Origin of the sequence: uncultured Phenylobacterium sp. (assembly GCF_902826855.1) — a bacterium.
Classification (GTDB): domain Bacteria; phylum Pseudomonadota; class Alphaproteobacteria; order Caulobacterales; family Caulobacteraceae; genus Phenylobacterium.
In genome coordinates this window covers 1-12,893 of sequence record NZ_CADEGK010000136.1, presented here as the reverse complement: position 1 = coordinate 12,893, position 12,893 = coordinate 1, and the positions used below count along the sequence as shown (strand labels likewise).

General features: G+C 68.0%; 8 protein-coding genes. 7 read left to right on the top strand and 1 reads right to left on the bottom strand.

Annotation, left to right across the window (positions count from 1 at the left end):
• From gltB to QZV94_RS17155, 6 genes are all read left to right on the top strand, one after another.
• Positions 1-2,947: glutamate synthase large subunit (gene gltB / locus QZV94_RS17180; protein WP_293679375.1), on the top strand; the 2,947-nt coding region annotated here is incomplete at its 5' end.
• 38 nt (positions 2,948-2,985) lie between these two features.
• Entirely contained in the window at positions 2,986-4,422 is a 1,437-nt protein-coding gene (locus QZV94_RS17175) for a glutamate synthase subunit beta (RefSeq protein ID WP_293679373.1), read from the top strand.
• Between the two features lie 265 nt (positions 4,423-4,687).
• Positions 4,688-4,870 carry a hypothetical protein gene (locus QZV94_RS17170; RefSeq protein WP_293679371.1) on the top strand — a complete coding sequence of 61 codons (183 nt, stop codon included), beginning with the start codon at positions 4,688-4,690 and terminating at the stop codon, positions 4,868-4,870.
• 101 nt (positions 4,871-4,971) lie between these two features.
• A complete protein-coding gene (locus tag QZV94_RS17165; protein ID WP_293679369.1) occupies positions 4,972-7,959 on the top strand; it encodes a TrlF family AAA-like ATPase in 2,988 nt (995 codons plus the stop codon).
• Between the two features lie 155 nt (positions 7,960-8,114).
• The gene (locus QZV94_RS17160; RefSeq protein ID WP_293679367.1) at positions 8,115-8,369 is read left to right on the top strand and encodes a hypothetical protein; all 255 of its coding nucleotides are present in this window, start codon (positions 8,115-8,117) and stop codon (positions 8,367-8,369) included.
• Positions 8,370-8,466: 97 nt separating this feature from the next.
• The gene (locus tag QZV94_RS17155; protein ID WP_293679365.1) at positions 8,467-9,891 is read left to right on the top strand and encodes an MFS transporter; all 1,425 of its coding nucleotides are present in this window, start codon (positions 8,467-8,469) and stop codon (positions 9,889-9,891) included.
• Positions 9,892-9,963: 72 nt separating this feature from the next.
• On the opposite strand, the gene QZV94_RS17150 is transcribed toward QZV94_RS17155, so the two are convergent.
• On the bottom strand, positions 9,964-11,205 hold the full coding sequence (locus tag QZV94_RS17150) for an acetyl-CoA C-acetyltransferase (RefSeq protein ID WP_293679363.1): 1,242 nt from the start codon (positions 11,203-11,205) through the stop codon (positions 9,964-9,966).
• 341 nt (positions 11,206-11,546) lie between these two features.
• Between QZV94_RS17150 and QZV94_RS17145 the strand changes: the two genes are divergently transcribed.
• Positions 11,547-12,350, top strand: coding sequence for an inositol monophosphatase family protein (locus QZV94_RS17145; RefSeq protein ID WP_293679361.1), 804 nt, complete (start codon positions 11,547-11,549; stop codon positions 12,348-12,350).
• Positions 12,351-12,893 lie beyond the last annotated feature (543 nt).

Here is a 12,893-nt window from a genome sequence, read left to right as displayed (position 1 = left end):
GCACAAGCGCCTGGAGGTGGCCCAGCCGATCCTCACCGACGAGGACCTGGCCAAGGTCCGGGCCGTCAGCGAGCTACTGGACGGCGCCTTCCGCACGGCCACCATCGACATCACCTGGGACGCGTCCACCGGCGCTGCCGGCCTGAAGGCCGCGCTGGATGAGGTGTGCCGCGAGGCCACCGACTGCGTGCTGGCCGACATGAACATCCTGATCCTGTCGGACCGGGCGGTGTCGGAGGGGCGCATCCCGATCCCGGCGGCGCTGGCCACCGCGGCGGTGCACCACCACCTGATCCGCCAGGGCCTGCGGATGCAGACCGGCCTGGTCATCGAAACCGGCGAGGCGCGCGAGGTGCACCATTTCTGCGTGCTCGCAGGCTATGGCGCCGAGGCGGTGAACCCCTATCTGGCGTTCCAGACCCTGGAGCACCTGCGGGTCAAGAACGGCCTGCCCTACGGCTCCTACGAGGTGCGCAAGAACTACATCAAGGCGGTGGGCAAGGGGATCATGAAGGTGATGTCCAAGATGGGCATCTCCACCTACCAGTCCTACTGCGGCGCCCAGATCTTCGACGCCGTGGGCCTGTCGTCCGAGCTGATCGCCAAGTACTTCACGGGCACCGCCTCGACCATCGAGGGCGTCGGCCTGGCCGAGGTCGCCGAGGAGGCCGTGCGCCGCCACCGCGACGCCTATGGCGACAACCCGATCTACAAGACCATGCTGGACGTCGGCGGGCAGTACGCCTGGCGCCTGCGTGGCGAGACCCATGCCTGGACGCCGGAATCGATCTCCGGCCTGCAGCACGCGGTGCGCGGCAACCTGCCGGACGAGTACGCCCGGTTCGCCAAGTCGATCAACGAACAGAGCGAGCGGCTGCTCACCATCCGCGGCCTGATGCGGTTCACGCCGGGCCAGCCCGTGCCGCTGGACGAGGTCGAGCCGGCGGCGGAAATCGTCAAGCGCTTCTCCACCGGCGCCATGAGCTTCGGCTCGATCAGCCGCGAGGCCCACACCACCCTGGCCATCGCCATGAACCGCATCGGCGGGCGGTCGAACACCGGAGAGGGCGGCGAGGAGCCGGACCGCTTCGTGCGTCTGCCCAACGGCGATTCCATGCGCTCGGCGATCAAGCAGGTCGCCTCCGGCCGCTTCGGCGTCACCTCCGAGTACCTGGTCAACGCCGACGACATCCAGATCAAGATGGCCCAGGGCGCCAAGCCCGGGGAGGGCGGCCAGCTGCCCGGCCACAAGGTCGACAAGAACATCGCCCGCGTCCGCCACTCGACCCCCGGCGTGGGCCTGATCAGCCCGCCGCCGCACCACGACATCTATTCCATCGAGGACCTGGCGCAGCTCATCCACGACCTGAAGAACGTCAACCCGAAGGCCCGCATCTCCGTGAAGCTGGTCTCCGAGGTCGGCGTCGGCACGGTCGCGGCCGGCGTGGCCAAGGCGCGCGCCGACCACGTGACCATCTCCGGCTTCGAGGGCGGCACGGGCGCCTCGCCGCTCACCTCGCTCACCCACGCCGGTTCGCCCTGGGAGATCGGCCTGGCCGAGACCCAGCAGACCCTGCTGCTCAACGGTCTGCGCACCCGCATCGCGGTGCAGGTGGACGGCGGCCTGCGCACCGGGCGCGACGTGGCCATCGGCGCGCTGCTGGGCGCCGACGAGTTCGGCTTCGCCACCGCGCCGCTGATCGCCGCCGGCTGCATCATGATGCGCAAGTGCCACCTCAACACCTGTCCGGTGGGCGTCGCCACCCAGGACCCGGTGCTGCGCGCCCGCTTCACCGGTCAGCCCGAGCACGTGATCAACTACTTCTTCTTCGTGGCCGAGGAGCTGCGGGGGATCATGGCCGACCTGGGCTTCCGCACGCTCAACGAGATGATCGGCCGGGTCGACCGCCTCGACATGGCCCCGGCGCTGGACCACTGGAAGGCCCACGGCATCGACCTCAGCCGCATCCTCTATTCGGCCCCTGCCGAAGGGCAGAAGGGGCTGTGGAACCAGGACCGCCAGGACCACGGCCTGGCCGCGGCGCTGGACCACACGCTGATCTCCGACGCGCAGATCGCGCTCGAGGACGGCAAGCCGGTCCGCGGCGAGTACACGGTGCGCAACATCAATCGCACGGTGGGCGCCATGCTCTCCGGCGAGGTGTCCAAGCGCTACGGCCACGCCGGCCTGCCGGAAGACACCATCGCGCTCACCTTCCGCGGCACGGCGGGCCAGAGCTTCGGCGCCTTCGCCGCGCGCGGCGTGGCCCTGACGCTGATCGGCGACGCCAACGACTACGTCGGCAAGGGCCTGTCGGGCGGCCGGGTGGTGGTGCGCCAGCCGGCCGGGTCGCTCCGTGACCCGACCCGCAACATCATCGTCGGCAACACCGTGCTCTACGGCGCCATTGCCGGCGAGGCCTACTTCGAGGGCGTCGCCGGCGAGCGATTCGCGGTGCGCAACTCCGGCGCCGTGGCGGTGGTCGAGGGCCTAGGCGACCATGGCTGCGAATACATGACCGGCGGCGTCGTGGTGGTGCTGGGCGACACCGGCCGCAACTTCGCCGCGGGCATGAGCGGCGGGGTGGCCTATGTCTACGACCCGAGCCGCCGCTTCCCCGAGCTCGCCAACAAGGCGATGGTCGACCTCGAAACGGTCGAACCCACGCCGGCCGGCGGCATCGAAGAGGCCGGTCGGCCCAGCCAGCGCTCCGTCTCGGTGGAGAACAGCGGCATGGGCGACCTCCTGGCCCACGACGCCGAGCGCCTGCGCATCCTGATCGAGCGCCACCACCTGCACACCGGCAGCAAGCGGGCCGCCGATATCCTGGAACACTGGGACGAGGCGGTCGGCGCATTCGTCAAGGTGATGCCGCGCGACTATCGCCGGGCGCTCAAGGATCTCGCGGCCGAACGGGCCACCGCGGCCGCCGTGGCCGCCGAGTAGTTAGTACCGTCTAAGTCAGAGTTTAGGGGACCTTGCTGATGGGCAAGCCGACCGGCTTCCTGGAGATCGAACGGCGGGAGCGCGGCTACGAGCCCGTGGCCAAGCGCCTGAAGACGTGGAGGGAATTCGTCCACCCGCTGCCGGCGGCCGAGCTGCGGCAGCAGGCGTCGCGCTGCATGGATTGCGGGATTCCGTTCTGTCACCAGGGCTGCCCGGTGAACAACCAGATCCCCGACTTCAACGAGCTGATCCACCGCGACCAGTGGCGCGAGGCGCTGGACAACCTGCTCTCGACCAACAACTTCCCGGAGTTCACCGGCCGCATCTGCCCGGCGCCCTGCGAGGCGTCGTGCACCCTGAACATCGATGACAACCCGGTCACCATCAAGACGATCGAGTGCCAGATCATCGACCGCGGGTGGGAAGAGGGCTGGATCACGCCCCAGCCCACCCTGCGCGGCACCGGCAAGCGCGTCGGCGTGGTGGGCTCCGGCCCGGCGGGCTTGGCCTGCGCCCAGGAACTCGCCCGCATGGGCCACGCCACCACGGTGTTCGAGAAGAACGACCGCATCGGCGGCCTGCTGCGCTACGGCATCCCCGACTTCAAGATGGAGAAGCACCTCATCGACCGGCGCATCCGGCAGATGGAACAGGAAGGCGTCATCTTCCGCACCAACTTCGAGGTCGGCGTCACGGCCTCGGTGCAGCGGCTGCTCGACGACTACGACGTGCTGGTGATGGCCGGCGGCGCGGAGGACCCGCGCGGCCTGGGCGTGCCCGGCGAGGACCTCGCGGGCGTGCACTTCGCCATGGAGTTCCTGACCCAGCAGAACAAGCGCAACGCCGGCGACGACGAGGCCACCGCCGCCCCCACCGGCACGCTCTCCGCCAAGGGCAAGCACGTGGTGGTGATCGGCGGCGGCGACACCGGAAGCGACTGCATCGGCACCTCCAACCGCCAGGGCGCGGCCTCGGTGGTGCAGCTGGAGATCATGCCCCAGCCCCCGGCCCACGAGAACAAGCCGCTGGTCTGGCCCGACTGGCCGCTGAAGATGCGAACCTCGTCCAGCCAGGAGGAGGGCTGCGAGCGCGACTTCGCCGTGGCCACCAAGCAGGTGATCGGCCAGGGCGGCAAGGTCACCGCCCTGCAGTGCGTGCGCATCGACTGGGCCAAGGCGGACGACGGGCGCATGCAGATGCGCGAGGTCCCCGGCTCGGAGTTCGAGCTGAAGGCAGACCTGATCCTGCTGGCCATGGGCTTCGTCGGCCCCCGCAAGGCCGGCGTGGTCGACCAGAGCGCCGTCGAGCTGGACCCCCGCGGCAACGTCAAGGCCAGCATCGTCGACTACAAGACCACCCGCCCCAACGTGTTCGCCTGCGGCGACATGCGCCGCGGCCAATCCCTGGTCGTCTGGGCCATCCGCGAAGGGCGGCAGTGCGCGGCGGCGGTGAATGCGCAGCTGATGGCGGGGTGAGGGGGGGCGAGCGGAGCCCCTGCCAGCCTTCCAACCCGCGAAAGCGGGGACCGAGGCCTTTTCTGCTGACGCCGGACAGCGGAGAGCCGACCGTCTCCTCCTGACACGTTGGTGACCTGTGGGAGGTCTCCTCTAGGGCGCAGGAGCGCGGCTTCTATGCAGCGGCTTGTGACGCTCAGAGGCTGAGATAGGCGAGCGCAGCCTTCATCGCTGCGACCGATTCTGGCGTACCTGGGCATTATGGTTCGTCTCAAGGGAGACCGCCATGTCGATGCATGCAGGCCGCTACTACGACGTTCGCCCGCGCTGGCCACATTGGACCTGGTCGGCCTACGCACCCGACATGATCCGGCCCATTGGACGCGGCGAGGCGCCCACCCGGGCGGCGGCCGAACTCGCCGCGCGGTCCTGCATCGCAACCCATCGCCGCGCGGATTCGGCACGCTGATGGTTCGCGCGCAAGGGGCTTGGTTAACCACCACAGTTGTTGCTTGCTAGGGAGGGTCAGCGCGGCCCATATCCTGCCCCTACGGAAATGGAAGCTGCACTTTGGCCAGCTATCGGACAGGACGGCCGGACTATCCAGGCGGCTCGATTTGGCGCCGCTGGGATCCGCACATCCATACACCGGGCACCCTGTTCAACGACGACTTCCCGCGCGGCGACGAAGGCTGGGAAGCCTACCTCGCCGCGATCGAGGCCGCGGGGCCGGCTGTCCAGGCGTTGGGGATCACCGACTACTTTGGTGTCGCTGCCTACGAGGAATTCCTGGTGCGGGCGAAAGGACGGTTGCCGTCCGTCGAGGTCGTTTTCCCGAACATCGAGCTGCGCCTAAACACGGGCACCGGAAAGAGCGCGATCAATCTGCATCTGCTCGTCTCGCCCGATGATCCCAACCACGTCGCCCTAATCAAACAGTTCCTCAAGGGCCTTACCTTCGTCTCGGGCACGACCCTGCACTGCGACCCCGATGATCTCCGGACGCTCGGTCGCCAGCACAAGCCGAACCTGACAGACCCCAAGGCGCTACTTGCGGAGGGTGCCAACCAGTTCAAGGTCGACTTCGAACAGCTGCGGACGGCCTGGAAGCGCAACGTGTGGGTGCAGGACAATGTCTTGGTCGCCGTAGCGGCCAGCAGCAACGACGGTATGGCGGGCCTCGGGAGCGATGCGTCCTTCGCGACTTTGCGGGCGGAGATCGAGTCGTTCGCGCATTTCATGTTCACCGCCACGCCCTCGCAGCGCCCGTTCTGGCTCGGGCAGACGGACAAGATCTCCAGGGCCGAGCTGGATGCCCGCTACAACGGTCGCAAGGCCTGCATCCACGGGTGCGACGCCCACCAGTTGGATCGCGTCCTCAAGCCTGCCGAGAATCGCCGCTGCTGGATTAAGGGGGATCCGACCTTCGAAAGTCTCCGGCAGGCCGCCCTGGAGCCGGAAGATCGGGTCTTCATCGGTCCGGTGCCGCCCGCGCACGGGCTTCCTTCCCAGATCATCGCCCAGGTCGACGTTAGCGACGCCGCCTGGCTCCCCAATTCGACCTTGCCGCTCAACGCCGGACTCGTCTGCGTGATCGGGGCGCGGGGCTCTGGCAAGACGGCGCTCGCCGATCTGGTGGCGGCCGGCGCCTACGCCGCCCCGGGGCAGGTGAACGAACGGTCCTTCCTGCATAGGGCCAAGCCGAAGCTCCGTGATGAACGGGTCAAGCTTTCCTGGGCGGACGGCGAGACGACGGGGGCGGGGCTCCGCCACGCCGAATATTTCGACGTGGTTGAATGGCCCCGCGCCCAATACCTCTCCCAGCAGTTCGTCGACCGCCTCTGCGCGGCCGACGGGGTCACGACGGAGCTCATGGGCGAGATCCATCGGGTGATCTTCCAGGCCCACAGCCCCGACGATCGCCTGGGAGCCACGGATTTCGAAGAACTGCTGCAGATGCGCTGCGCCCGTGCGACCGCGGCCCATGAGCGCCAGGCGGAGGCGCTCGGGACGCTTTCAGAGGAGATCCGCCAGGAGCGTGACCGGGCCGCGAGCCTGCAACGCCTGCGCACGCAGCGGGAAGGGCACCTCACCAACGCCGGCAAGCTCAAGAATGACCGCGCAGCGTTGATCCCCCAGGGCGACGCCGATCGAGCGGCGCGGTTCGAAGCTCTGTCCCGAGCCGTCGAGGCTAAGCAGCAGGCGCTGGAGCAGGCCGAACGCCGGCGGCAGGCGATCCTGGCCCTGGTCGAGGAGGTGACAGCGTTCCGGACGGTGACGGCCGCGGTGCAGCTTCGGCAGCTTCGGACCAAGCACGCCGAGGCCGGCCTCAGCGACGCCGCGTGGGCCCGCTTCCGCCTCGAGTATGACGGCGACGTCGACGAGGCGCTCTCAACCGCGAAGACCGCGGTTGAGGCGCAGATCGCCGCCCTCCGCGGACGAACACCGGCGGGCGAAGGCCCCTTCGTCGACGACGATGCTGATCTGTCCACGCCCGCACTGGCGGTCCTGCAAGCTGAACACGCCCGAATCCAGGGGATCGTTGGCGTCGATAAAGACAAGGCGAAGCGCTACTCGCAACTCTCTCAGCAGATCGGAGTCGATGAGGCTGCGGCGGCCAGGCTTGACCGCGAGATCGCCGCGGCGGAAGGCGCGAGTATCCGGATCACGACGCTGATCGCCGACCGCAACACGGCCTATCAAGCGGTTATGGCCGCCGTGGCCGAACAGCAGGCTGAACTTGAGTCCCTCTACGCGCCCTTGAAGGCGCGCTTAGACGTCGAGGAGGGGGCTCTCGCGAAGCTGACGTTCGAGGTGCGTCGGACGGCCGATATCGAGCGCTGGGCCAAGGAGGGCGAAACCCTCATAGACACCCGGAAGACCGGGGCGTTCCGCGGCAACGGCAAGTTGGCGGAACTCGCGACCGCTCAATTGAAAACGGTCTGGGAGACGGGAACCCCAGAGGCGATCGCCGCCACGATGTCCAGCTTCCTTGAGACCTATCGCAACGATTTCCGCCTGCAGTCGATAGTTGATCCGGCGGACCGGGAAGCCTACCGCCGCTGGGGCTCGGACCTTTCGCGATGGTTCTACAGCGTGGAACACATTAAGATCGCCTACGGCGTCCAATACGATCAGACGGAGATCGACCAGCTCTCGCCCGGCACCCGCGGGATCGTCCTCCTGCTCCTTTACCTGGCCGTGGATCACGAGGACCTTCGCCCGCTGGTCATCGACCAACCCGAGGAGAACCTGGACCCGAAGTCGATCTTCGACGAACTTGTGCCCCGCTTCCGGGCCGCGAAATTGCGCCGCCAAGTGATGATCGTCACCCACAACGCGAACCTGGTTGTGAACGCCGACGCCGACCAGGTGATCGTGGCGACCTGCGGTTCGCATCAACCGGACGCCTTGCCCGAGATCACCTATCAGGCCGGAAGCCTGGAGAATCCGGTCATTCGCCAACAGGTCTGTGACATCCTCGAGGGCGGGACGGACGCCTTTAAAGAGCGCGCCCGGCGTCTGCGCGTCCGCCTACCCGGCGAGAGCGAGCTCTAGGTCGCGGCCCCGCCCGCATCACGCGGCAACGTTTATGGCGCTTCGCCGACCTTCGCGCCGGACGCGAGCGGTCCGGTGCCCGGGCGGCGGCGCCACAGACAAACCCCACCCCCCTACGTCCGCATCTGACGTACCCCCGTCCTACACTCCCCGCCATGTCCGAGGCGCCAGCCCCCATCGACCCTGACGAGGCCATCCTCGCCGAGCTGGCGGCGCAGGACATGGCGTTGGCGCGGCATGTGAACGCCCAGGCGCTGGCCACGACGGATCCGGAGACGCTGAACGGCCTGGTGCGCTCGGCCCAGCGGCTGGCCCGCTCGATCCGCCAGAGCATCGCGGCCAAGGTCCGGCTGACGGGCGAGCGGGGGCGTGCGGGCGCGCACGCCGCCCGGTGCGTGCGCCCGTCGTAGGGGTGGATTGCGCTTGCCTGCCGGGTCGTGAAGCAGACTAGCCTTTCCTTGGTGACCCGCACGGTAGATGCGGCGCCGGTTGGAAGGAAGACGCAGGATGGTCTCAGCTTTGAACCGGCCGCCGATGTCGCGCTCGACGACATTCGCGTTCGCCGGCGCCAACCTGCCGGTGATGGCGATCGCGCTCGCGATCAGCGTCTACCTGCCGAAATACTTCGCCAGCAACATCGGCGTCAGCCTCGCCGCCGTCGGTGGCGCCTTCGCCCTGGTGCGGCTCATCGATATCCCGCTGGACCCCCTGCTGGGCATGGCGATGGACCGCACGCGCACGCGCATCGGCCGATACCGCCTGTGGATGCTGATCGGCACGCCGATCCTATTGGTATCGATCCACCGGCTGTTCCTGCCGCCGCCCGGCATCACCGAGGTCTACCTGATCGGCTGGCTGCTGATGATGTACGTCGGCTTCTCGATCATCGTTCTGGCGCACTCGGCCTGGGCCTCGACGCTGAGCAAGACCTATGACGAGCGCACACGGCTGTTCGCCGCCATGACCGCGGTGGGGGTGGGCGGCCAGGCCTGCGTCCTGCTGGCCCCCCTGCTGCTGAAGGAACTGGGCTACAGCGAGACCGCCGGGGTCCAGGGCATGGGCTGGTTCATCATTGCCGCCACCCCCGTGGCGGTGGCCCTGATGCTGTGGCGCACGCCCGAGTATGTCGCCCCCGCGAGCGCGGCGCATCCTCACTTCCGCCTCAAGGATTACGTCGCCCTGGTCACCCAGCCGGACATGGCCCGCATCCTTGCGGCCGACCTCTGCCTGTCCCTGGGCCCGGGCTGCATGAGCGCCCTCTATCTGTTCTTCTTCACCGCCTCCCGTGGCTTCACCCTCGGCCAGGCCAGCCTCCTCCTGCTGGTCAACATCCTCGTGGGCTTCGTGGGCGCCCCGGCGATGGGCAAGCTGGCCACGCGCATCGGCAAGCACCGGGCGACGATGGTGGCCTGCGCCGGCTTCGGGGCGATGATGGCGACCCTGATGGCCATCCCCCAAGGCGACATGGTGGTCGCCATCCCGATCATGCTGGCCTTCGGCTTCTTCTCCTCCGGTTTCGTGGTGCTGACCCGGGCGATGGTCGCCGACGTCAGCGACCTGATGCGCCTGGAACAGGGCCAGGAGCGGGCGGGCCTGCTCTTCGCCCTGACCACCCTCACCAGCAAGGTCGCCGGGGCCCTGTCGATCTTCCTGACCTATCAGCTGCTGGCGCGCATCGGCTTCGACGCCCGCGCCGGCGCCGCAAACACCCGCGAGGCCATCCACGCGATGGAGCTGGTCTACCTGATCACCCCCACCAGCTTCGTCCTCCTGGGCGGCGCGTGCTTCATCGGCTACCGCCTCACCGCCGCCCGCCACGCGGTGATCCGCCGAGACCTCGACCTGCGCGACGCAGCGATTCAAGGCGAGGCCGAGCACATGGCTGCCCTGACCGGCGAACCGCTGGCGCTTCGCCGCCCTAGCGAGGTCTAGACCAGGTTCTGTGGGTATGCAGGCTTGGCGGCATCAGGGCCCAGGCGACCAACGCCCGGGCCCTTTCAGCGTTTAGTCCATGCGCTCGACAATCACGGCCGGGGCCATGCCGCCGCCGGCGCACATGGTGACCAGGCCGCGGCGCAGGCCGCGGCGTTCCAGTTCGTCGACCATCGTGCCGACCAGCATGGATCCCGTGGCGCCGATCGGGTGACCCAGCGCCATGGCGCCGCCGTTCACGTTGACCTTGTCGCGGTCGAGCTTCAGGTCGCGGATGAACTTCTCGGCCACCACGGCGAAGGCTTCGTTGATCTCGAACAGGTCGATGTCTTCCAAGTTGAGGCCGGCGCGCTTGAGGACGCGCTTGGCCGCCGGCACCGGGGCGTTCAGCATCAGGGTCGGGCTGTCGCCCTGGTTGGCCATGGCGATGACGCGCGCGCGCGGCTTCATGCCATGGGCTCGGGCATAGTCCGGCGAAGCCAGCAGGACCGCGCCCGCGCCGTCCACCACGCCCGAGGAGTTGCCCGGGTGGTGGATGTGGTTGATCTTCAGGTCCGGATACACCTGCTGGATCAGGCTGCGATAAGTCGTGCCCTTGTCGTCGATGGCGATGTCGGCCAGTTGCGCGAACGACGGGTTCAGAGCGGCGAGGCCCTCCAGCGTCGTCTGTGGGCGCGGAAACTCCTCATGGTCCAGCGCGACGCTGCCGTCGTCCTTGTAGACGGTGATCAGGCTCTTGTTGAAGCGGCCTTCCTTGATCGCGATGTCGGCGCGGCGCTGGCTCTCCAGGGCCAGGCGGTCGGTGTCCTCCCGGGTAATGCCTTCCAGCGTCGCGATGGCGTCAGCGCAGACGCCCTGGTTCGACTGTGGCTGCAGGGCGCGCAGATGCAGGTTGCCGCGGTCCATGGTCGGCGGGCCGTCCTCCGGGCTGCGACGCATGGGCATGGACATCATCTCGCAGCCGCCGGCGATGACCAGGTCAGCCATGCCGGACATGATGCTGGCCGCGGCGATGTTCACCGTCGTGATGCCCGAGCCGCAGAAGCGGTCGAGGGTCATGCCGCTGGAGCGGACGTCGTAGCCGGCGTCCAGCGCTGACATGCGGCCGAGGTCGCCGCCCTGCTTGCCGACCTGAGCGCTGGTTCCCCATACCACGTCGTCCACCTCGGCGGTGTTCAGCTTGTTGCGCTCGGCGAGGGCGCGCAGCACGGTCGCGCCGAGGCGCTGCGGGTGAATTTCGGACAGGGCGCCCTTGGGGTATTTGCCCACGCCGCGTGGGGTGCGGCAGGCGTCGATGATCCAGGCTTCGGTCATGGTTCTCAGGTCCTCTCTACGTTCTGACGGACAAGCGGGAGCTTGCGGATGGCGCCGCCCAGACGGACGTCTTCGCCGTTGAATAGCCGTTGGCGACCAGCCGCCGAAATAGGAACCTTCCGGCGGGTGCTCCTTCCATGCGGTACTGTATACGCGGCGATGGCGATGATGTTGATCGTGATGAAGGGCTGAAGCTCATCCCGGCGGTGAACTCCGACGCGGTTCCGCGAGGCGATCTCCCATCCTGCCCATGACCTTTCTGTGGTCGCTGGGCGTCTGGGGGCTGGGCGAGGGGACCGAATTGTCGAGACGGGTCGACTAGACCGCGGGCTAGATGCCTCATGGACACGCTGACGTCATCCGTTCTCGCCCTGGTCCGTGAGGCTGCCGAGCGGGCGATCCTGCCCCGCTACCGCTCGCTTCAGGCCCATGAGGTCAGCGCCAAGGCTCCCGACGACGTGGTCACGATCGCGGATCATGACAGCGAAGCCATCCTTGCGAACGGGCTCGCGCGGCTGCTGCCGGACGCCACTATCGTCGGCGAAGAAGCGGCGTCCCTGAACCCGGCGTTGTTGAAGAGGCTGGGTGACGCCCTGTGCTGGATCATCGATCCCCTCGACGGCACGAACAACTTTGCCAGGAGCGAGCCCCCCTTCGGCATTCTGGTCGCGCTTGCGGAGGCGGGCGAGACGATTGCCGGCTGGATCTATGACCCGCTGACGGGCCGCTTTTGCCATTCGACACGGGGTCAGGGCGCTTTTGTCGACGGCGAGCGCATCTGGTCGCTGGGGTCGGGGCAGGAGAAGCCCGTCGTCGCCCTTTCTCTTGCCCTGGCAGATCCCAGGTACGCGCCGCGGATGCAGGCGCTCCTTGAGCCGCGGACCTCGTTAGTCGGGATTCCGCGATGCGCCGCTGAGCAGTATCCCCGCATCGCGCTGGGGCAGAACGACATCGCGTTCGTCAACCGCACCTTCGCCTGGGACCACGCCGCCGGCGCGCTCTTCCTCAACGAGGCCGGCGGGCGGGTGGCGCGCTATGATGGGGCTCCCTATCGCGTCGACGATGACAAGGTCGGGCTGCTCGTCGCTGCGACGCCGGCGCTCTGGGAATGGATGAGCGAGTTGCTGAGGCCACCTGAGGCCTAAACTGCGCCTGCCGTCATGAATCTCAGGTGTCACTGCGTCGGCGTCGCGCAGTCGAATTCAGCACGGGGCCGAACCTGCGGGGACCAGCATCCAGTTGCCCATGAACATCCGCTTCCCGGCCCCAAGCCAAGTTCCGGACGTCTCGAACCGCCGAGTGGGGTGGAGTGGGGACTAATCTATCTCATGCGCAATATGGGCGCGGTAGGGCTGCTGCACTTCGGCGCCGATGCGATAGAGCGCGAGCCCGACGAGGAGGAAGGCGATTCCACCGCCCAAGTTCGTCGCCCACAGTCTCAGGTCCCCGCAATACCCCTCGACCGATGCCGCACGGGACGCCAGTACCGGTGGCGCGCGACCGTTCGAGACACTACCGCTATCTCCAGCAGCGGAGCGGCCCCCATGAACAACAGCGAAGACGAGTTCCTCTTTGACGAGGTCACAGGCGAATGGGTGGCTGCGGCCGAGATGGCCGCGAGGTCCGGGCCCATGGCGGTGGAGGTGCGAGACGCGGTGGGCAATCTGCTGGCGGACGGCGACAGTGTC